Annotated in this window: 15 protein-coding genes, 1 tRNA gene and 2 pseudogenes; 8 read left to right on the top strand and 10 right to left on the bottom strand. The window is 69.8% G+C overall.

What is annotated here, in order from left to right:
* Nucleotides 1–43: 43 nt before the first annotated feature.
* The 6 genes from OHA73_RS36525 to OHA73_RS36500 all read right to left on the bottom strand — a co-directional run bounded on the left by OHA73_RS36525 (nucleotide 44) and on the right by OHA73_RS36500 (nucleotide 5,954).
* Nucleotides 44–2,092, bottom strand: coding sequence for a flotillin family protein (locus OHA73_RS36525; protein WP_266722470.1), 2,049 nt, complete (start codon nucleotides 2,090–2,092; stop codon nucleotides 44–46).
* Between the two features lie 86 nt (nucleotides 2,093–2,178).
* Entirely contained in the window at nucleotides 2,179–2,592 is a 414-nt protein-coding gene (locus OHA73_RS36520; protein ID WP_266722469.1) for a hypothetical protein, read from the bottom strand.
* Nucleotides 2,593–2,792: 200 nt separating this feature from the next.
* Nucleotides 2,793–2,942, bottom strand: a complete 150-nt coding sequence (locus OHA73_RS36515; RefSeq protein WP_266722467.1) for a hypothetical protein — start codon at nucleotides 2,940–2,942, stop codon at nucleotides 2,793–2,795.
* Nucleotides 2,943–3,277: 335 nt separating this feature from the next.
* A complete protein-coding gene (locus OHA73_RS36510; protein ID WP_266722465.1) occupies nucleotides 3,278–3,940 on the bottom strand; it encodes a hypothetical protein in 663 nt (220 codons plus the stop codon).
* A gap of 357 nt (nucleotides 3,941–4,297) precedes the next feature.
* Complete coding sequence (locus OHA73_RS36505; RefSeq protein WP_371591080.1) at nucleotides 4,298–4,828, bottom strand: MarR family winged helix-turn-helix transcriptional regulator; 531 nt, start codon at nucleotides 4,826–4,828, stop codon at nucleotides 4,298–4,300.
* A gap of 58 nt (nucleotides 4,829–4,886) precedes the next feature.
* Entirely contained in the window at nucleotides 4,887–5,954 is a 1,068-nt protein-coding gene (locus tag OHA73_RS36500; protein ID WP_327657272.1) for a PP2C family protein-serine/threonine phosphatase, read from the bottom strand.
* A gap of 155 nt (nucleotides 5,955–6,109) precedes the next feature.
* Between OHA73_RS36500 and OHA73_RS36495 the strand changes: the two genes are divergently transcribed.
* The 3 genes from OHA73_RS36495 (at nucleotide 6,110) to OHA73_RS36485 (ending at nucleotide 8,316) form a co-directional block, all read left to right on the top strand.
* The gene (locus tag OHA73_RS36495) at nucleotides 6,110–6,619 is read left to right on the top strand and encodes a nitroreductase family deazaflavin-dependent oxidoreductase (RefSeq protein WP_267068393.1); all 510 of its coding nucleotides are present in this window, start codon (nucleotides 6,110–6,112) and stop codon (nucleotides 6,617–6,619) included.
* Complete coding sequence (locus OHA73_RS36490) at nucleotides 6,616–6,975, top strand: hypothetical protein (RefSeq protein ID WP_266722460.1); 360 nt, start codon at nucleotides 6,616–6,618, stop codon at nucleotides 6,973–6,975. The genes OHA73_RS36495 and OHA73_RS36490 overlap by 4 nt, the downstream gene beginning before the upstream one ends.
* A 195-nt stretch (nucleotides 6,976–7,170) precedes the next feature.
* Nucleotides 7,171–8,316 carry a PP2C family protein-serine/threonine phosphatase gene (locus OHA73_RS36485; protein ID WP_266722458.1) on the top strand — a complete coding sequence of 382 codons (1,146 nt, stop codon included), beginning with the start codon at nucleotides 7,171–7,173 and terminating at the stop codon, nucleotides 8,314–8,316.
* Nucleotides 8,317–8,570: 254 nt separating this feature from the next.
* Here OHA73_RS36485 and OHA73_RS36480 read toward each other — a convergent pair whose 3' ends face one another.
* Complete coding sequence (locus OHA73_RS36480; protein WP_267072715.1) at nucleotides 8,571–9,176, bottom strand: hypothetical protein; 606 nt, start codon at nucleotides 9,174–9,176, stop codon at nucleotides 8,571–8,573.
* Between the two features lie 191 nt (nucleotides 9,177–9,367).
* Nucleotides 9,368–12,379, bottom strand: coding sequence for an AfsR/SARP family transcriptional regulator (locus OHA73_RS36475; protein WP_267068394.1), 3,012 nt, complete (start codon nucleotides 12,377–12,379; stop codon nucleotides 9,368–9,370).
* A 97-nt stretch (nucleotides 12,380–12,476) separates the two neighbouring features.
* On the opposite strand from OHA73_RS36475, the pseudogene OHA73_RS36470 reads away from it, so the two are divergent.
* From OHA73_RS36470 to OHA73_RS36460, 3 genes and pseudogenes are all read left to right on the top strand, one after another.
* Nucleotides 12,477–12,762: pseudogene (locus OHA73_RS36470) on the top strand (transposase); the annotation flags it as partial.
* 174 nt (nucleotides 12,763–12,936) lie between these two features.
* Nucleotides 12,937–13,385: pseudogene (locus OHA73_RS36465) on the top strand (integrase); the annotation flags it as partial.
* 71 nt (nucleotides 13,386–13,456) lie between these two features.
* The gene (locus tag OHA73_RS36460; protein WP_266722454.1) at nucleotides 13,457–16,903 is read left to right on the top strand and encodes an nSTAND1 domain-containing NTPase; all 3,447 of its coding nucleotides are present in this window, start codon (nucleotides 13,457–13,459) and stop codon (nucleotides 16,901–16,903) included.
* Nucleotides 16,904–17,978: 1,075 nt separating this feature from the next.
* On the opposite strand, the gene OHA73_RS36455 is transcribed toward OHA73_RS36460, so the two are convergent.
* Nucleotides 17,979–18,052: transfer RNA gene (locus OHA73_RS36455), tRNA-Pro, on the bottom strand.
* A gap of 275 nt (nucleotides 18,053–18,327) precedes the next feature.
* Here OHA73_RS36455 and OHA73_RS36450 point away from each other — a divergent pair.
* Nucleotides 18,328–18,978 carry a transketolase gene (locus OHA73_RS36450; RefSeq protein WP_266725638.1) on the top strand — a complete coding sequence of 217 codons (651 nt, stop codon included), beginning with the start codon at nucleotides 18,328–18,330 and terminating at the stop codon, nucleotides 18,976–18,978.
* 67 nt (nucleotides 18,979–19,045) lie between these two features.
* Nucleotides 19,046–20,095, top strand: coding sequence for a transketolase family protein (locus OHA73_RS36445; protein WP_266722452.1), 1,050 nt, complete (start codon nucleotides 19,046–19,048; stop codon nucleotides 20,093–20,095).
* On the opposite strand, the gene OHA73_RS36440 is transcribed toward OHA73_RS36445, so the two are convergent.
* Entirely contained in the window at nucleotides 20,040–21,401 is a 1,362-nt protein-coding gene (locus tag OHA73_RS36440) for an MFS transporter (RefSeq protein WP_266722450.1), read from the bottom strand. The genes OHA73_RS36445 and OHA73_RS36440 overlap by 56 nt on opposite strands.
* Between the last annotated feature and the right edge of the window lie 58 nt (nucleotides 21,402–21,459).

The raw sequence follows: 21,459 nt of genomic DNA, 5'->3' as shown, positions 1-21,459 counted from the left end.
CTCCGACCCCCGTGCGGGGCCCCGGCCGATCTCGGGGCGGCGGTCAGGTGTGCGCGCTGCCGTTCAACTGTGTCAACGGAAGATCCGCAATGCCCAACTGTCCCGCCTTGTCGAGGAGTTCACGCAGCGGACCGGCCTGCTCGCCGCCTCCGCCCTTCATGAGCTTCATCAGCAGCGCGGAGACGGTGAGGTGCTGCACGTCGGCCGAGGAGACCGAGCCGAGGACGGCCGTCAGGTCCTCGGTGAAGCTCGCCGTGCCGTCCAGCCACGGCTTCGCCAACTGCTGCGCCACGTCCGAATGTTGAACGAACCCGTCGATACCCTTACCGAGCGCGATGGAGTTCACGAGCCGGTCGAAGAAGACGGACTCCCCGCCGACGATGTTGATGTCGGCGTTCTCCAGGCCGGTCGCAAGCACCGTGGCCTGCGCCTCGGCGACCTGCCGCTGCACGTCGATACCGGCGAGCCGGATCTCCTTCTCGGCCTGCAGCCGCAGCCGGTACTCCTCGTGCCCGCGCGAGGCCTCGTCCAGGGCGGCCATCGCGACGGCCTTCTGGTTGATACCCTCGGCCTCCGCCTTGAGCTTCTCGCCGATCGCGGTCGCCTCGGCCAGCGCCTTGGCGCGGGCACCCTCCGCCTCCGCACGCATCCGCGCCTCGGTGGCCTCCGCCTCCGCACGACCTGCCTTCTCGATGACCTCGGCCTCCTTGTCGCGCACCTGCACATCGGCGAGGCCCGGGGCCGCGGCCTCCGCCTGGAAGCCGTCGGCCAGCTTCCGCTTGGCCTGCGCCTGCAGGTCAGCAGACTTCAACTCAGCTTGGGCCAAAGTCAGTTGCTCCGCCGCGCGGTGCGTGGCCGCCTGCTCGGCGGCCTCCGCGGCCTTGATGTCCTTGACCAGCCGCTCCTGCGCCTCGGCCTCCGCCGCGATGATGACGGCCTGCCGGCCGCGCTCGGCCTCCTCGACGGCCCGCAGCTTCTTGATGGACTCCTCCTGCTCGGCGACCGTCCGGTCCACGGCCACACGCTCGCGCACCACCTCGGCGATCTCCCGCTTCTCCGCCTCGACCTCCTTGTCGGCGGCGATCTTCGACAGCTGCGTCTCCCGCTCCCGCGCGATGACCTCCAGGAGTCGGTCCTTCTCGATCCGCTCGCTCTCGACGGCGATGACGCGCTCACGGTTCTTCTGCGCGACGGCCACCTCACGGGTCTGGTTCTCGCGCTGCACCCCGAGCTTCTCCTCGGTGGCCAGGAACGCGCCCTGGGAACGCAGCCGCTCCTCCTCCACCACCCGCGCGGTCTCCGCCTCCTCGCGGGCCCGAACCGTGTCGATCTCGCGCTTCTGCTTGATCTCGGCGTCGGCCCGTCGGCGTTCGAGCTCCAGGATGGTCTCGCGGGCGTCGACGTCCTGCCGGGTGATCTCCTTCTCCTCCGTGCGCTGGAACTCGTTGGTGCGCACGTGCTCGATCGCGGTCAACTCGGTGATCTTCCGGATGCCCTGCGCGTCGAGGACGTTGTGCGGGTCGAGCTGGTTCAGCGGCGTCTGCTCCAGGTAGTCGATCGCCGCGTCCTCGAGGTGGTAGCCGCTCAGGTCGACTCCGATGACCTCGATGATCCGGAACCGCAGTTCCTCGCGCTTGGTGTACAGGTCGGTGAAGTCCAGCTGCTTGCCGACCGTCTTGAGGGCCTCGGAGAACTTCGCGTGGAACAGTTCCTGCAGGGTGTCCCGGTCGCTGGCCCGCACGGTGCCGACGGCCTGGGCAACGCGGATGACGTCCTCGACGGTCTTGTTGACCTTCACGAAGAACGAGATCCGGATGTCGGCGCGGATGTTGTCCCGGCAGATCAGCCCGTCCCGGCCGGTCCGTGTGATCTCGATGGCCTTCACCGAGATGTCCATCACCTCGGCCTTGTGCAGCACCGGCAGCACGACCTGCCCGGTGAACGTCACGTCCACCTTGCGCATCTTGGAGACGATCAGCGCCTTGCCCTGCTCCACCTTCCGGAACAACCGGGTGAAGACCAGCAGCAGTACGGCGGCGAGCAGCAGGACAGCGACGACGGACACGCCGATGCCCACGGTGGTGGCATCCATAGAAGAAGTCCTTTGGATCGAGAGCCTGTTGAGGCCTCAGCTTGTTGAGTACGCGCAGCGGGCCGACAGGGGTCCAGGGGGCGGTGCTAGCGGTCGGCCGCGCCGGGACCGTCGGTCGGGCACGGCCCGTTCCCGGGTTCGTCCGGCGCACGACCGTCCGCCGCGCGGATGACGCGACGCGCCACCCACCAACCGGCACCCAGCGAGCCCACCGGCAGCACGGCTTCAAGCGGGATCTGCGCGGTTACGGCAAGACCGAGCCGCCCCAGGGCCACTGAGCCGACCATGCTGGCAACCCACGCGACGACGGTCACCAGCGACACCGCGACGGCTACGGACACTCCCCCAAGACCCACGGCCCGCAGGTCCATGTCCCCGTCGAACGCGGACGGCTCGGCCCGTCCCAGCAGGACCAGCAGCCAGAATCCCGCCGCCACACCGAGTGCCGCACTGAACACCACGGCCGGGAACCCGGCGGCGACAGCGAGGAGTTCCCCCATCCCCCGTCCTCCTCACTCGCCGCGCCACCGGGTGTGGCCCCCGTTCCTTCCCTTCGCCATCCTGACGCTTCCTTGACACCTGGCGCATTGCCGGAACCCGGCAGTCTTTACGACGCGTTGATGCCGGTCGACACGCACCTGCACGACGGCGGGAACGGAGGGCGGGCACTCAACGAGGCCTCCAGGGGCCGAGGTTGAGGTCACCGTGGCGCCACGGGCCGCAAGGGCGGGTCGCCGATGTCCGCACAGATGGCGAGCGACTCGGCTGCGCTGAGCCGGCAGCCCGTCAATAGGGCGACTCTCGACGCGAGTTCGGCGACCAGGTTCATCGAGGCGACCTCGAGGACCATCACCGCGGTTGAGCCCGCGCCCTTCCGAACAGCGACCGCACGCCAGGGGTACCGCCGCGTACGAGCAGGACGACGACGCCCCGATTCAGGGTCGCGACCGCGCGGCTACGCGGCCGGTCGTCGCCGAGCGCCGTGCGACGGACGGCGCACCTGGGCCTGCACGACGGGCGACCGTGCATGGCCGAGCACCAGGACCCAGAGGATCCTCCCGGCCATGACGTCGGCACGCGAGAGCGCATGTAGCACGGCGTCCACGAACGTCTCCCTCGGTACACGGGTACGGACGGTCCGCCATGTCAAGGAACCGCCGTCCGCCGCACGCGCCGCCCGTCCACTCACGTCCCGCGCGGCGCCGCCGTCATCCGGAACGAGCGGACCACCGCGACCGTGCACGCTGCTACGAAAGCGGCCGAGAGCCCGGTGAGGCGAAGGCTCGACCGGCGCAGTTCCCCGGGCGTGGAGACGCCCCGGGTGGGCGCCCGGCCCCGCGGGTCGTACACGACGGGCAGGGTGTCCCCAGGCGCGGTGGATGCCGCGCAACCACGCCAGACATCGGCACCGGTGGGAGCGGCGTCCGTGTCGGTGACCGAGCAGATGGTGCGCCCGTGTCGTGCCGCCGTCTGCACCGAGGACACGGCTGCCGTCGCGACAAGACCGCGCTGCTGCAGGGCGACACCGGCCGCGACGCCGGGCGCCATGAAGGCCAGGCATGTCCCCAGCACGGCGACCAGTCCGATCAGTACGCGTCCGGCCCGCAGCACCACCAGGTACGCAGCCAGGGCCGCGACCGCCGCCAGACCGGCTTCGCCGGTGATCAGCTCCCGGGGCCCGCCCCACATTCCGGCAAGAGCCGTCCCGACGACGAGCGCCGCCGCGGCGCTCCCGGCGACCACTCCCGTGACGAAGAGCCGCCCGGGAATCCCGATGAACTCGGCGGGACCCCACAGACGGCCCCGCAGGTGCTCGGCGAAGCCGGGCGCGGACGTGCGGGATCTCAAGGCGACCGCCATGTGCCGGGGCCGCCCCCACGCCATTCGATCAGGGACGAGGCCGCCGCTTCCTCAACGTTCAGGGCTACGCCGGCCAGGAGCACCAGTTCGACCACGTCGGCTACGCAGTGGGCGACACCAGCCTGCTTGCCACGGAGCGTGACCCGTCGGCCGGCGCTGCCGCGCACGGCATGCACCACGACAGGACGCGGCCCGGTCCTGTCATCGGCAGGGGGCAACGACCATACCGGGCCGGTGGACGCCCGTGAACGTGTGTACTGGTGGTGTCGTAGGGACCATCCGTTCATGCGACCAGAGACCTCCCATCCGTCGATGATGCCGACAGGCGCCCCGGGACACTGCCGGTCAGCCTGCCGCCGGTGCTCCGCCCCAGCCGAGCGGATGCAGATCCGAATCCTCGGGGAGGGACGGAGCCAGTGGTTCGCCACCCACGTGATTGAAATCGGTCAGCGCGTCGACGAGCGCCGTCCGCTGCTGCGGAGCGAGCCGTTCGACGATCGAGGCGATCTCCCCACGGCGCCGGGCGGTGACGTTCTCCACCGTGCGCCGGCCTTCGTCGGTGAGCCTCAGCAGGTTCTCGCGTCGGTCGTCGGGGTTGGTCTGCCGGTCCGCGAGACCGGCTGCGATCAGCCGGTCCACCATGCGCATCGCCGTGGAAGGAGCCACCCCCAACTGCTCCGCCAGGACGACGAGTTTGGTCGCGCCGCGCGAAGAGAGCACCACCAGCATGCGGAACTGTGGCAGCGTCACGCGGTCCTCGACCTCGGCGAGGGAGCGCGCGGACACCGCCACCAACACCCGGGACGCGGTCAGCACCGCACGGGTCACCGCGTCCACATCGTCCATGCGCTCCCTCGGAGCCGCGTTCCCGGTCATGCCACATTTCTACCCCGCTCGCATCGCGGCGGGCCTTCCGCCTCTCGGTGCTCATGCCTCACCGTTCCCAGTAGCGCAGCAACAACATGGCGGCGTCGTCGTGCAACGGGCCGTTGGCGTGCCGCACCACGTCCTCGCGCAGCGCCTCCAGGGCATCCTCGGCCTCCGGGGCCTTGAGCAGGTCGGCCCGGTCCTCCAGCGGGAAAAAGGCGCCGGCCCCGTCGCGGGCCTCGGTGACGCCGTCGGTGTAGAGCAGGAGTTGGTCGCCGGGGGCGAAGTCGATCCGGTAGGCGCGAGGGGGCTCGCCCCCGTGTATGCCGAGGCCGAGGGGGAGCGAGTAGACGGGCGGGCGCGGGAAGTCGACGGAGCCGTCGGCGCGTACGCGCATCGGGGCCGGGTGCCCGCAGTTCAGTACCAGGGCGGCCCGTTCCTCGGCCCGTACCTCGACGAGGACCGCGGTCACGAACTTCTCTCCGTTCACTTCCCTGGCCACACTGCGTTCCAGCCGGGCGGCGAGCGCGGCGAGGTCCGGCTCGTCGTGTGCCGTCTCGCGGAAGGTCCCCAGGACCAGGGCGGCCGTCTCGACGGCGGCAAGACCCTTGCCCTGCACGTCACCGACGATCACCCGCACGCCGTGCGGCGAGGCCACGACCTCGTACAGGTCGCTGCCGATCCGCGCTTCCGCGACCGCGGACGTGTAGGAGACGGCGACCTGCAACGGTCCCGCGCTGCGCGGGACAGGGCGCAGCAGCACCCGCTGTGCCACCTCGGCGATCGAGCGCACACTGGCCAGTTCCGCCTCGCGCCGCCCGCGCATGCTCGCCGCTATCACCCCCGCCAGGGTCACGCCCGCGACCGACGCCATCGCCGTGTAGCCGCGCCGCGTCTCGAACAGCCCGTCGTAGGACCCGAGTCCCCCGCACAGCAGCAACGCCACGAGGCCGATCAGCGCGGTGCGCCGCCACGTGCCGATCAGCCCGGCGAAGGCGGGCCCGAGCGACACCAGCGGGAGGAACCCCACCCCAGGACCGGCGGTGAGGTCCACGACGGTGACCACCGCCATCACCACGGCGGGCAGCCAGGACAACACCCAGTTCTTTCTGCCCTGGCGTGCCGTAGCGGCCATGGTGCTCCCACATGTCTCGTCACTGGTCCTGGTCACCTTCACAGGGCGACCACCCCCCGTCTTTAGACTATGCAAAGATTGCATCGCCTAAGTGAAGCTTCCGTGCGTCTCGTTACCCAATCGAGTCGGACATCGGCCTCAGAAAGGGCTCTGCGATGACGGCACATCAGCACCCCGCACCGCGCCGCCCACCACTTCCGCGGGGCTGGCGGCGACGGCTCGCGCGCCTGCCGATCGGCCTGTACCGGGTGGGCCTGGGCCCCCTCTTGGGCAAGCGGCTCCTGCTGCTGCACCACACCGGAAGGTCGAGCGGCCTCGACCTTCGCGTAGTCCTGGAGGTCGTCGCCCACGACCCATTGCACAACTCCTGGATCCTGGCCTCCGGCTTCGGGCCGAGGGCCACCTGGTACCAGAACCTGCGTGCCGCCCCCAGGACCACGATCCAGGTGGGAAACCGCCACCACGCCGTCACCGCGCGCTTCCTCAGCACGGACAAGGGTGGCGAGATCATGTCCCGCTACGCCCTCGACCACCCGCGCACCGCCCGTCGGCTGTGCTCTTTCATGGGGCTCGATGTCGACGGCGGCGAGGACTCCTACGTACGGGCGGGCCATCAGATCCCGTTCGTGCGCCTGGAGGGCTCGGTCGAGGGGCGGCCGGCGTGACGGGGCACGAGCCGCCCATACCCGACGAGGAGTGGCGCAAGTTCCTCGCCGACAACGAGCGCGCCATCCGCCACACCGCCCCGCGGGAACCCTCCGCCCGGGAACGGGCGGGCGCGACGCCGGGCCAGGACCAGGCGGTCGGCGAGGTGTGGACGCAGAAGGGCCATGATCCGGTGCGCCCCTGGCGCGAGTTGAGCACGGGGGAACGTTCCCGTCGTGGCGCACGATTGCTCGGCTCCCTGGTCGCGCTCGTCGTGTTCCTGGTCGTGGTGGGGCGCGACCAGGAGGAGCCTCCTCTCCCGGGAGAACGCCCTGCGGGCGTCATGCTGGAGGAGTCGGGCGCCACCCGGCCTTGACTCCCAGCGCCGTGGCGAGTCCGTGACACGTGGCACGTACGGGCGCTCCCCGGCGTGCCGCCGGCGCGAACGTCGCGGATTCAGGGCGATCAGGTTCGAGCACTAATCGACTCCCGCTCCTTTCTGTACAGAGCACCTCTACGATGTGCCCCAAACACACGCAGGAGGGAGCAGACAATGCGAAACTGTCTCGCCATGCGACAAGTGACGTGGCTCCGCCTGCTCCCCGTGCTGCTTGTTGTACTGGTGGGCGCACTGGACCTGACGTACCACCAGCAACGACAGGGAATCATCGTGGCGTTGACCGCGATTCCCGCCTTGTCGTTGATCATGCCGGGGGCTCAATCACCGCGCCAGCCACTCATCTCCGGCGCTCTCGCACTGGCCGGGACCGCGGTGGGGGGCGCAGTCGACTGGCACAGTCGCCCCGTCGTCGTCATGGTCACCCTGGCCAACATCGTCCTCCTCACGGCGATCAGCCACTATCTGCAGCGCAGGTGGCAGGCCCACGAACCGGCTTCCCCCGCTCTCCCCGCTCCCCCGCCTGCCCGGCAAAAGGCCGACGCACCGACGACGCAGGCACATCGCCTGGGCGAATTGCAAGTGGCGCTGCGCAGCCTGCCGCAGCCGGACCGCACGACAATGGCAGCCGACCTGTGCGACATCCGCGAGACGCCGTACGGCACGCGCGTCCTGGTCGCGGACCTGATGGGCAAGGACGACGCCACGGTTGCCGCAGGCGTCGAACTGCTGGATCGGTGGCGGCACTTGTCGGCCTCCGAACCGAGCCTCGCAGAAATCGCCCGCCACCTCGACAACGCGCTGGCCGACCGCACCGACCGGTTCGCCAAGACACTCCTCCTCACCTTCAAGGGCGGTCGAGGGGAGTTGGTGTGCTGCGGACATCCGCTGCCTCTCCTGCTCTCCGACCACGAGGGCGCACGGCCCCTCGATGTCCTCGCGCCCTTGCCTCCCCTGGGCCTGTTCGACCTTGTGCCGCAGGGCTGCCCCGTCTACACCACCTCCTTCGCGGTGGGGTCCACGCAACGGCTCCTCATCCACACCGATGGTGTCGAAGGCGTACGGGACGTAGCCGGCGCCCCGTTCCCGCTGCTCGAGCGAGCTCGCTCATACGCGGGCCACGGAGCGACCGCTCTGCTCGACGCCCTCGCGGCCGACCTCGAACAGCACGCCCACGCCAGCGTGGACGGCATCCGGGACGAGGCTCTGCTGCTCCTGTTGCAGGCCGAGAAGCGCGAATTCCAGCACCTCACCACAACCCTGCACACCCCTCGACCGGGCACCCCGGCCCGATCGGACGACGATCGGGTCGGCGCGTGAACCGAGGACGGGCCTGCTGCGCAGGCAGCACGGACGGCGAGCGCGCGAGGGACCGGTGGGGAGCCGCGCGACGGCTTCCGACGCCTGCACGCCCCGGGCCAGGATCGCGAGGCGGTCTTTCGTTCCAGGCGGCCGGTCGCCGCCGGCGGTTCACACCCGGGAATGGCCGGTTCGGTGCAGCTGCAAGGCAGAGAGCGGCGTCAACGCCGAGGGGGGGGCACAAGACCTACCGCCTCGGCGCCCGCTGCGCCTCGTCAGCGGGCCCAGACGACCGGGCTCGTGCGGTACGCGTCGCCCTCGTCGAACGAGGCTCCGGTGACGGGACCGGTCTTGGTGGCACTGAGCGAGCAGGTCTCGTAGGAAGCACCCTTGGTGGTGAACTCGGCGGGTGCCGTCTCGCGGTCGCACTTGCCCGGCACCTCACCGATCAGCAGAACGCCCGTGGGCCCGCCGCCTTCCAGCACTCCGTCGAGCTTCAAGGACGCGTACGACAGATCGGTGCCACCCACGTTCTCCACCTTCATCTTGATGAAGTACGGGGTCATGCCCTTCGCCTTCGCGCCGAAGGCGGACATGTCGGCCTCGGTGCCCTTATCGATCGCGGTGACGGTGACAGCGACGGTGCCCTTCTTCTCGGCCGTGTACCTGAACGGGAGAACGGCCTTGTCGCCGACCTTCAACTTCGTGCCCGGGGCGGTCGCGTCACCCGCGACGGCGTCGGCGCTCTCGGCCGCCGGGGCGGCGCTGGAAGGCTCGGACGAGGCCGGAGCCGGAGCCGACTCGGACGCCGAAGCCGCCGGAGATTCCTGCGCAGCTGACGAGTCGTCGTCACTGTTGCAGGCCGAGACCGCGAGCCCCATGGTGATCAGAGTGGCCGCGAGCACGGTACGTCGCTTTTGCACGGCAAATACCTCACTGGTGACGAGAGCTGCCCGTCTACGGCAGCCCGAACGTGCGATGACTTCTCAAGTGCGTGCCGGATCCTCGCGCACCGCGGAATACGCCCGGCACACGCGAGGAATACGACGCGACCGACAGCTCACACGTTCGCTCAGCGGATGTCCGCCCGTACGGTGGCTGCCTCCGCGGCCAGGTTCGCCGCACCAGTGCCGTCGCCCGCCAAGGCGTGCAGCCCGGCGAGCTGTTCCAGCGCGCCGGCGAGCAGATATGGGTAGTCGATACGGCGGGCCACCTCCACCGCGTGCTCTCCCTGGCCGATCGCGGCCCGCGCCTCATGGCCGTCATACAGGCGCGGGTCGAGCAGGTCGATGAGGCTCCGGGTCTCGAACATCGGGTCATCGAGCGCGCGCGCCACCTCGACGGCCTCGGCGAGGTGGCGGCGCGCGTCGGCGTACTCACCACAGGCCAGCTGGACGCAGCCCCGGGCGTGAGCCAGGTAGAAGGGGCCGGATGCGCCGAAGTCCCGCATGTGTCTGCTCAGTTCGCTGACCGCGGCTGCCGCTTCCGCCAGTCGGCCGAGCGCGAGCTGGGTCTGGCAGAGCCAATAGGTGTCCCGTGCGACCAAGGTCAGGATGCGGTGCTTGCGCGCCTCGTCGATGATCTCTGCGAGCACCTCCGCCGCGGCCTGGGGTCGGCCCGCCTGGAGGTGTGCGAGGCCGACCTGCGAGTACGCGTGCAGCGCCGCTGCGGCCTGGCCGCCGGCCGTGAGTCGCTCGTAGGCCTCTCTGCCCGTCGCGATGGCCTCGGCCAGACGCCCGTTGGGCACGAGGAAGAACGGCGCGTTGCTCAGCGCCTCCAGATACCCCTGATGGTCCCCGATCTGCTCGAACAGGGCCATGGCCTCGGAGTTGGACTTCTCCGCCGGGCCGTACCAGCGTCGGGTGTAGAGCAGCCCGGCCATGGAGACGAGCAGGCGTGCTCGGCCCCGCACGTTTCCGGCGATGTCCGCCTGCCGCATGGCCGTGTCGTAGCATTCCTGCCACTCGTCGAAATAGCGCTCCACCTCGAACAATGCGTGTCCGCCCACGGCCAACTCCCAGCAGAGCTCGTCCCTGCCCAGGGCCGCGGCCTGCCGGACACCTGTCACCAGAGAGACGCGCTCGAGGTCCAACAGCCGCATCGGCACCACCGCGCGGGGCAGGGCGGCCTCGACCCGCTCCGGCCGCCAGCGAGGCGCCTCCCGCCGGAACATGTTCTGTCCCATGTGTTCACGGTCCGTGAAGTCCGTGAAGGCCAGCAGGGCGCCGAGGACACGGACGACGGACTCGTCGCGTGCCGTCGCCTCCTCCTCGGCCTCGGCACATTCCCTCGCGTAGACGCGGATCAGGTCGTGGAATCCGTACCGTGCCTGGCCGTTCGGTGTTCCGGTGACCTCGAGCAGGTGGACGTCGATCAGCTCGTCCAGGAGGTCTTGAGTGGGAAGCAGTTCGCCGTCGACCGCCGCGGCCGCCGCCCAAAGCGGAAAATCGGGCGCCTCCAGGAGGCCGAGGAGCCGGAACAGTCTCCGCGCCTCCGGCCGGAGCCCTTCGTAGCTCAGCCCGAAACTGGTCCGCACCTCGAGATCGCGGTAGCGGAGCATGTCGAGCCGACGCTGTGCGTCGGCCAGCCGTGACACCAGATCCGCCGGGCCCCAGTGCGGCCGGGACAACAGCAGCGCGCCGACGATCCGAAGGGCGAGCGGCAACCGCGCGCACAGCCGGACCAGATCGGACAGTTCCTCCCGGCTCGCCGAGTCCAGCCGGTCCGCGGTGCCGGCGCGCAGCATGGCCAGACTGTCGCCTTCGGACATCACTCGGAGTTCGATGCGGTGGGCGCCACCGAGCCCGCCCAGTCGCACCCGGCCGGTAACGATCACCCCGCAGGTGCCGCCGGCCGGCATCAGAGGGGCAAGCTGTGCCTCGTCGAGGGCGTCGTCCACGACCACCAGGACCCGGCGTTCCGCGAGAATGCCCCGGTACAGGCTCGTACGCTCGTCCGCGTCGTCCGGCACCGCGGTGGCGGGAACCCCCAGTGCGCGCAGGAAACGGCCGAGGATTGCCGCCGGGTCGGCCGGCTGGCTGCGCACACCGTCCAGTACCGCGAACAACTGCCCATCTGGGTAGGCGGATCTGAGGCGGTGCGCGGCCTGCACCGCGAGGGCCGTCTTGCCGATACCACCCGGCCCCGACACGGCCACCACGGCGGCTGACGCGTGGGCGGCCCGGTCGTCGCGGAGCACCCTTTCGATCTGTTCCAGCTCTGCGTGTTGGCCGCTGAAATCCGCGAGCGCCGGCGGCAGCATCCTGGCGCTGTCCGTGGTGCGGCGTTCCCGCACGGCGGCCAGGAGCTGTGCCTCCGGTGATACCGGGGCGGGGCCCGACTCCGACGTCGGCATCTGCTCGTTGCCGAGGATGGTCCGATGCAGGTCCTGCAGCGACCGACCCGGCTCAAGACCGGCCTCCTCGGACAGCACGGAGCGGACCTGAAGATAGGTCTCGAGCGCGTCCGCCCGCCGCCCGCAGCGGTGCAGCGCCAGCATGAGCTGCCCCCACAGGCGCTCGCGCAGGGGATGCCTCATGGTCAGGGCGGTCAACTCGCCCAGCAGTTCACGGTGTCGGCCGAGCCGCATCCCGACGTCGATCCGCTCCTCCAGCACGCCCAGCCGCAGCTCATCGAGGCGGGCGGCCTCCGGGGCCAGCCCCAGGACGTCGGCGAACCCGGCGAACGCGGGCCCCCGCCACAGCCCCAGCGCCTCGTCGAAGAGCTGGTGCGCACGGTCAGGATCACCGTCCGCCGCCGCGCGGGCCGCCCCGACCAGATCCTCGAAGCGCGCCGCGTCCAACTCGTCGCGGCCGGTCCGCAGCAAATACCCCGACCCTTGTCTGGTGATGCGCTCCGGCTCCCCCAGGCACCGCCGCAGCCGGGACACATAGGTCTGCACGTTCTTGGCGGCACTCTTCGGTGGCGTCTCGCCCCAGAGCGCCTCCGCGAGCGTGTCACTCGCGACCGGCCGGCCCGGCCTGCCCAGCAGAACCGCCAGCAGCACCCTCGCCTTCGGCGTCCCGAGTTCCAGCGGCGCCCCTGCACAGCGCACGCTCAGCGGGCCCAGTACCCCGAAGTCCACAGCGGCTCCCCCGTGTTCCGATCCAACCCCGACCAACGCCGCGTCGGCCCGGGTGCACTCAGAGTGAACGTACCGGAGGAAGACGCAGGTGAGTACGCTGCTGGCGGTCCTGGTCACCGCGGCGAGCGTGCAGGACTCGACCGCCGGCCGCACCTTGCTGGCGCAAGCCGCCGCCGACCACCCCGGCCTCCGCAAGGTCTGGGTCGACGGCGGCTACCGCAAACACTTCATCGAGCACACCCCCCCCCGGCATCGACCTCGAAATCGTCCAACGCAAGCCCGGGACCCAGGGGTTCACACCGATCCCGAAACGCTGGACCGTCGAGCGGACCTACGGCTCGCTGATGCTCCACCGCCGCCTCGCACGTGACTACGAGACCCTGTGAGTGCCGAATATTACGTCGGTGCAGTTCAGCCCTGCTATCGCGCCGACGACAGCGGTCGGTAAGGATCAATGCCCATGCTCCTACGCCTGGCCTTGTGCGTGCCGAGAACCCCATCCGCGCAGGCCGCTCAAGCCGTCATCGCACCGTGGCAGCCCGGCATGATGAACGACCGTGCTGCTTCGATCGACCTATCCGACCGTAACCAACGCCTTCGCCACGCTGCGACTGCTCCCGGCAAGTGACCGCGACAAGAACATCGAGATCCTCGCCCTGCGCCACCAGATCACCGTCCTGCAACCGCAACTCGATCCGGAACGAACCGAGTTCGCACCTGCAGACCGAGCATTCCTCGCCGCGCTCCTCCACCCTCTCTCCCGTGAGGCACTATGCCGCCTGCGGCTGCTCGTACGTCCCGACACCGTCCTGCGATGGCACCGCAACCTGCTCAAACAGCGCCACGCGAACGCCTCTCGACCTCACCGCCCAGGCCGACCCCGCACGTGCGCTCCATCCGCCTACTGACCCTGCGCCTGGCCAGCGAAAACCCGCCCTGGGGCTACCGCCGAATCCACGGCGAACTCACCACCCTCGGCATCAAGACCGCCGCCTCCACCGTCTGGGTCGCGGGCTCCCTGCACGTGCTGTGAGGACGTGGCCATCTGGCCTTCTGGGCCAGATAGTTTGTCGATCCATGGATCGACGTCCCCTCAAGCTCATGCTCGATGTCCTGCTCATGCTGGTCGGGGCCTTGCTGGGTATGGCCACGAACTATGCGACAGGCGAGACGGGTCATGTGCCGCTGGTTTTAAGGCTGTTGCGGGACTGGTCGGTGCCGTTGATCGGCGTTGCGCTGCTGGTACTCATCGGGGGTCAGATCACGCTGCACTTCCTCGAGCGGCCGTCGCCGGTGCGCCGCACCTGGGACAGGGATCAGCCGCCGTACCCGGGACTGGAAGCCTTCATGGAGGATGACGCGGCGGTCTTCTTCGGACGGGACCGGGAGATCGCCGAACTGGTCGGGCGCCTGCACCCAGTGACGCCGAGACGGGCACAGCGGTTCGTTGCCGTGGTTGGACCCTCTGGCAGTGGCAAGTCGTCCCTGGTGCGGGCTGGGCTGCTGCCGGCGCTGGCCCGGCGGCGGGGACGCTGGGTGGTCGCAGCACCGTTCTCGCCCGGGGCGGACCCGGTCGGCACCTTACGACAGCGATTGACTCAACTGCCGGCTGAGCGCCCCGCGTTGCTGGTAATCGATCAACTGGAAGAGTTGCTCACCCTGTCCGGGCCCGAGGCGCGTGACGCGTTCCTGACCGCCGTGCGAGACGCGCTGCGCCGCGACCCACGGTTGTGGGTGGTGGCCACCTTGCGATCGGACTTCCTCACCGGGTTCCTGGAGGCCGGCTTCCCCGAGTTGGCGCGTGAGTCGATGATCGTCGGCACGCTCGCCCGGGACGCGCTGCACGAGGTCATCGAGAAGCCGGCCGAGCAGGCCGGGTTGACCTTCGCTCCTGGCGTCGTGGCGCGCATGGTCGACGACTGCGGAGGCGGCGACGCTCTGCCGCTGCTCGCTTACACCCTCCAAGAGCTGTATCTGCGCGCCGGAGGGTCCGGTGGGACGGTGACCGAAGAGACCTATCGAGCTCTCGGCGGTGTTGCCGGAGCCCTGTCGGAGAGGGCCGACGCGATAGCCGCCGAGCTGGCGGATGCGCCCGTGATCCCCACCCTGCTGCAATTCGTCACCGTCGATGGCAATGAGGCCACCCGTCGGCGGAACCGCCGCGACGATCTCGCCCCTCGGGAGCAGGAAGTCACCGATGCCTTCGTCGCAGGGCGCCTACTCACCAGCGACGGCGGCGTACTGGACGTGGCGCACGAGGCGCTGTTCCGCCAGTGGGCGCCACTGCGCCGGGCAGTCGATGCCCGCAGTGAGGACCTGCGCCGCCGCACCGAGTTGGAGCGCTGGGCGCAGGATTGGGACCGAACCCAGTGCAAGGACGACTACCTCCTCACCGGGGAGCGGCTGTCTTCCGCCCGGTACTGGATGGCCGAATCTGCGCGGACACTCGGCGCGACGCCGCTGGTCGAGGAACTCGTAGAGCGGTCGCTGCGCGCTCACCGAGAAACGATGGAACGCGCGGCGGACGCGGTAGCCGTCCGGGCGCTCGAAAGCGCTGACACAGCCCCGGAGCTCGCTGTGCTCGCCGCGCTTGCGGCAGTGGAGGAATGCGCGGCCACACCGGCTGCGGTCCAAGCACTGCACACAACTCTGGGCGCCTCACGGCTGCTCGCGGTACTGCGCGGTTTCGAACGCGGCGCATCCGGAGTGGCCTGGTCACCGGACGCGCAACGGCTGGCCGTGGCGAGCGACGACGGTACCGTCCGAGTGTGGCGCCCGGAGAGTGATGACCAACCGATCGTGCCTGAGGGCACCGGCGCCGGGACGCAAGCGGTGGCCTGGTCCCCCGACGGGCTCAGGCTCGCTGTCGGCTGCAGGGACTCCACCGTCCTCATCTGGTCCACGAGCACCTGGGCCGAGCAGGCCGTCCTCCGCCACACGGGGGCGGTCGGTGAGCGGGAGGAGGGGGTCGGTGGCGTCGTCTGGTCGCCCGTCGGAAACCGCCTCGCGTCGGTCGGCAGCGACTGCGCGGTGCGGATCTGGGACGCCGACACGTACAGCGAATCCGCGGTGCTGCGCGGACACCAGCACATGATCTGGAGCGTGACCTGGTCACCCGACGGAAGACACCTCGCCAGCGGCGGAGAGGACGGCACGGTACGGGTCTGGGCCGCAACTACGCCAGGCATCGTCACCGTGCTCACCGACCACCAGAACAACATCGAGTCGGTCCGGTGGTCTCCGGACGGCCGACGGCTCGCTTCGGCCTCAGGCGACCGGACCGTACGGATCTGGGACAGCACCACCTGGGAGACGCAGCGAACACTGGAATGCCCGGAGGTCATCAACTCCCTTGCCTGGTCTCCGGACGGCACCCGCCTCGCCGGTGGTGACGCAAGCCGTACGGCCTATGTATGGAGCCTCGACGGTGCCGACGGCGAAGTCCGGCTCACCGACCACGCCGACACCATCTACGGCATCTCCTGGTCCCCCGACGGGAAACGGTTGGCGACCGCTTCCCGCGACCGGACCGCCGCTGTTTGGGACGTCACCGAACCCACCAGCATTCTCGGCGGCCACGCCGACGGGGTCCTCCGCGTCGCCTGGTCGCCCGATGGAACGCGCATCGCCTCTGCCTGCCAGGACGGCTCCCTCACCATCCACGACATCGTCACCGGCCGACAGACCCGCGACCAACACGACGGCGAAGTGTCCGATGTGGCCTGGTCCCCCGACAGCACCCGTCTGGTCACTGCCCTGCGCGATGGTGCCGCCATTGTGCGGACGGCAGACGCCCGCGACGATGACATCACCCTGAACGGGCACACCGAGGAACTGTCCAACGTCACCTGGTCACCCGATGGCACACGCATAACCACCGCCGGCCGCGACGGCACGGCCCGCATCTGGGACGCCGTCACCGGAGCGACCGTCCACATCCTGCGCGGCCACCAGGACTGGATCGGCGGTACGGCCTGGTCACCGGACAGCCGCTACCTCGCCACGTCCAGCACGGACCGCACCGCCATCGTCTGGGACACCACCGACGGCTCCGCCGTCACCACCCTGCCCGGCCACCTGGACTACGTCTGGAAGATCCACTGGTCACCCGACGGCCGCCGCTTGGCCACCGGCTCCCGCGACCGCACGATCCGCCTGTGGGACCCGTACCAAGGCGCCGAACTCGCCGTCATGGCCGGCCACGAGGGACCGGTACAGGACCTCGCCTGGTCCCCTGACGGCACCTCCATCGCGTCCGTGTCCCGGGACCGCACCATCCGGCTCTGGGACCCCGACAGCGCCACCCAGCTCGCCGTACTCGGCATCCACGCCGACTGGGCCAATGGCCTCGCCTGGCACCCTGACGGCACACGCCTCGCGACCGCCTCCCGCGACCGAACCGTACGCATCTGGACCTTGGCCGAGCACGACATCGACAGCCTGCTCCGCCGCGCCCGCAAAAAGGCCTTCCGGGAGCTCAGTCCCGAGGAGCGCCGCGCATTCCTGCTACCGGACAAGCAGTGAACCTGGGACCGCTGCCAGGCGGCTTGCAGGCGGAAGCCGTCATCCCGGTCGCGGTGACAACGACGCCCTTCCCGGGGCGACCGTGGGTGGACTCGTTCCAGACACGTTCGTAGAAGAGGTTCTTCAGGTCCGAGTACTGCTTCATGAAGCCCCTGCCATGGATGCGGGAATCGGCAGCAAGCGCACGGGCCCGGCCTCTACGGCAACCACCGGAAAAACCCGAGGTACTCGCAGACGGCGGCGTTGTCGCCAGTGGCGTCGCCGAACAATCCAGCCGCGGCGAACTGCGGAGCAATGTCGATAACGTCCACGCTGCCCGTCGGCAAGTTTGAACTCACACCCGGCGGAGGGAACGAGGGGCTTTCACTGACCGATGATGCGGCCAGCACCGATACGGGAGCCGGACACGACAACGACCAGCGTGCCGGTGGGCACGGCGGAGCCGGCGTTGATGGCGGCCGCCGTGTCACGGCTCGCAAACGCGGACGAGCGCGCCCCCCTGCCCCGGGAGGCGTTTTCGTCATGTGGGCCACGGCGATGAAGTCGACCATCAGATCCAGGTGCGAGAAGACCCCGCAATGGGAGCGGACGCGGCAGCGACAACACACTCCCAAGAGCCCACAACATGCGCGAACCTCACCGACCCGCTCCCACCCGCGTTCAACCTCTCGATGCAGCCCCCACCAGCCACCACCGAAAAGCCGCATACCGCCCGCCCAAAATCGGAACTGGGGTCAAAAGTTCGCATGGCCCCATAACCCGGATTCCAGCCATGGTGTCGCCGCTCCCGACCCCACTCCCACTGGGAGCGACCCCCACCAGCACGAAGAGCGCAAGCACATACCCAGAAAGCCACCCATAGGACGGGGAGCCGCCGGTCACAAACCGGGCTCGGATGTGAACACGCGCGCAAGGAATCGAATATGTGCGCATCGGCCAGAGTGGGAGTAACCGGGTAAGGGGACAGTGGGAGCCCGCTCCCACTCGCCACGCTCCCACCGGGAGCGTGGGAGCAACAGAAAAAGGGCCGTTCGAAAACGGCCCTTCACCTGCGACGTTCGATCGTTCGAACTTGTCGGGACGACAGGATTTGAACCTGCGACCCCTTGACCCCCAGTCAAGTGCGCTACCAAGCTGCGCCACGTCCCGATGCTCGTTGACCTGGGGTTTCCCCCTGGCCGAACGCGCAGAGAAACCATACCGCACTCGGAGCCGTGGTCGCGCATCCCTTCCGGTGGGCGGGCGGGATCCGGCACGCCGCCAAACCGAGGTGTTGACCTCAAGCAAAGTTGAGGTTGCAGGCTGCCTGCATGACGACCACAGCGGATGACATCGCCAGCAGTGGCACCGGAGCCGTCGGAGCTCTCGGAGCCCCCGAAGCCGTCGGGCGCCACGGCTATCGCTACGAGGATCTGTCCCGGCTCATGAGTCGCATGACCGGGGACGAGAAGCACGGGCCCGCCGCCACCTCCACCCTCGACGTGTTGTGGGTGCTGTACGACCGTGTTCTGCGGGTCGGGCCGGAGAGCATCGAGGAGGCCGGGCGTGATCGGTTTCTGCTGTCCAAGGGGCACGGGCCCATGGCGTACTACGCCGTGCTCGTCGCCAAAGGGTTCGTGCCCGAGGCGTGGCTGAGTGGGTTCGGGGCGTACGAGTCGCGGCTCGGGCATCATCCCGATCGGGTGCTCGTGCCGGGCGTGGAGATCGGGAGCGGGTCCTTGGGGCACGGGCTGCCGATCGCCGTCGGGACCGCGCTCGGGCTGCGGGCCCAGGGGCTGAGCGAGCCGGCCGTCTGGACCCTCGTCGGAGACGCCGAGCTCGACGAGGGCAGCAATCACGAGGCCATCGCCTACGCCGGAGCCATCGGGCTCGAGCGACTGCACACCGTCGTCGTCGACAACCTGTCCGCCACCTACGGCAGGGCCGGCGGCATCGCCGCCCGGTTCGAGGCCGCCGGGTGGTCGACCGTGACCGTCGATGGGCGGGATCACGAGGCGCTGCACCAGGCCTTCAGCGCGCCGCATCCGGGGCGGCCGCACCTCGTCGTCGCCCGCGTCGAGCCGAAGTTTGGGTGAGGCCCCTCCCCAAAACCCCCTCTTCCCCTCTCTCCTCGCTACTCCCTCTCCTGGAAGGAAGACTCTCGTGGACACCATGCGTGATCGCTTCGCCCCCGTCCTCACCCAGATCCTCGACGAAGACCCCCGCGTCGCCGTCGTGCTCGCCGAGATCGGGGCCGCGCCCTTTGCCGGGGCCGCTCGGCGGCATCCGGAGCGGGTGATCAATGTCGGGATCCGGGAGCAGTTGCTCGTCGGGGCCGGGGCGGGGCTTGCGCTCGCCGGGATGCGGCCCGTGATGCACACCTTCGCGAGTTTTCTCGTTGAACGGCCTTTTGAGCAGGTGAAGTTGGACTTCGGGCATCAAGGGGTCGGGGGTGTGCTCGTGAGTGCGGGCGCGTCGTACGACGTGTCTTCCGGCGGCTTTACGCACATGGCTCCCGGTGATGTGGCGCTGCTCGACACCCTCGACGGGTGGCGTGTGCATGTGCCGGGGCACCCCGATGAGGCCGAGGTACTGCTGCGGCGGGCCGTGGGGGCCGGTGGCGATGTCGTGAGTGACTCGCGGGAGTACGTGCGGCTGTCGGTGCAGAGCAACCGGGAGGCGCTGCCTGTGGATGGGGAGCGGTTCTTGTCCGTGCGGGAAGGGCGGCGGGGAGTCGTCGTTGCCGTCGGGCCCATGTTGGACAACGTGCTTGCCGCGACCGAAGGGCTTGATGTCAGTGTTCTCTACGCGACCACCATTCGGCCTTTTGATGACGCTGGGCTGCGGCGGGCGGTGGATGCGAGTGGCAGCGCTGATGTCGTGATCGTCGAGCCCTACCTCGCCGGGACCTCCACCCGCGCCGCCAATGACGCGCTCGCCGATGTGCCGCACCGAGTGCTCGGGCTCGGTGTCGGGCGGCGGGAGCTGCGGCGGTACGGGAGCGTAGAGGAGCATGTCGCCGGGCACGGGCTCGACGCGGGGGCGCTGCGGGAGCGGATCAGTGGGTTTCTTCTCTCCCGTGACTCCTCTGCCGCTGCACCTGGCTCTTCTGCCGCTACTCCTGGTTCTTCTGCCACTGTTCCTGGCCCCTCCGTCGCTACTCCTGGCTCCTCTGCCGCTGCCCCTCTCTCCTCTGCCGCTGCTCCGGCGTAGGGAAGGAGAGGCGAGAGGGCTGCGCGTCCGCTCTCACCAGGCCGCTGATCGCCGGGACCGAGATCAGCGTCGCCGCCACCATCAGCGTGACCACTCCGCCCGCCAACAGGACCTGTTGCGTACCGAACGCAGCCGCCGCCGGGCCCGCCAGGGCCTGGCCGACCGGCTGCATGGCGATGGAGCCGGCCACCTCGTAGGCGTGGATGCGGTTGAGGATCTCGCGCGGGACCTGGGTCTGGACGCTCGTCGCCCACATCACGCCCCAGAACGAACTGCCGGCCCCGGCCACCGCGCAGCCCGCCATCATCCACGGCACCCCCAGGCCCGCGCCCACCGTCGCGGGGAACAGGGCGAAGCCGAACAGGGCCAGGCCGCCCGCGCGCAGCATCCGGCGTGGGCGTACGCGCAGGGCCAGTACGCCGCCGATGACCGTGCCCGCGCCGAGCGCCGAGTTCACCAGGCCGTACGCGGTCGAGCCGTGCTCCTGGGTGACCTGTACGGCGACCAGGGGGACGGCCGGGCCCGACGCTCCGATCATCAGCACGCACCAGACCAGGATCACTCCCCAGAGCCATCTTCGTGACCTGAACTCCCGCCAGCCCTCCACCAGTTCGGAGCGGAAGGAGTGGAGGGATCGAAGGGCGCCTCGGGTGTGTGTCTTTGCTCTGTCCCGTGGCACCGGTGGCAGGCGGAGCAGGAGCAGGCACAGGGCGCTCACCCCGTACGTCCCCGCGTGGGCCGCGAAGACCAGGCCCGGTGAGGCCAGCGCGACCAGCATGCCCGCCACCGCCGGGCCCGCCAGTTGTGCGCCGGACTCCGCCACGCGTATCGCGCCGTTCGCCGCCTGCACGTCGGATGCCAGGCGGGGCACCGTGCCGGCGACGCCGGGTTGGAAGACCGCCGCGGCCAAACCGTTGATCGCGCCGATGGCGCAGATCTGCCAGAGCACGACGTGGCCGGTGAAGAACATGACGGCGGCCAGGGACTGCGTGACCAGGCGTGCGAGGTCGGCGCCCGTCATCAGCAGGCGCGTGTTGAAACGGTCCGCCAGTACCCCGCCGAAGATGACCAGGCCGGCGAAGCAGGCCACCGAGGAGGCCATGGCGAGGCCCACCGCGCCCGCACCGTAGCCGTACTGCAGGAGGCCCGCCGCGAGCGCCACCGGAAGCATGCTGTCGCCGAGCTTGGCGACGCCCCTCGCGGTGAAGAAGAGGCCGAAGTCGCGGGTCCAGATGCCGCGCCGGGATGCGCCCCCGTCGACCTCGGCGACCTCGGCGTCCTCGTCATCGACCGCCCGGCCGGCCATCCGCATCCCCCGTCCGCCGTCCCCGTGGCACACCGCACGCGCACGGCCCGCCCCTCGC

It is taken from the genome of Streptomyces sp. NBC_00483 (genome assembly GCF_036013745.1).
GTDB lineage: Bacteria > Actinomycetota > Actinomycetes > Streptomycetales > Streptomycetaceae > Streptomyces.
Note: the sequence above shows the minus strand (reverse complement) of the source record. Positions and strands in the feature narration are given on the sequence as shown.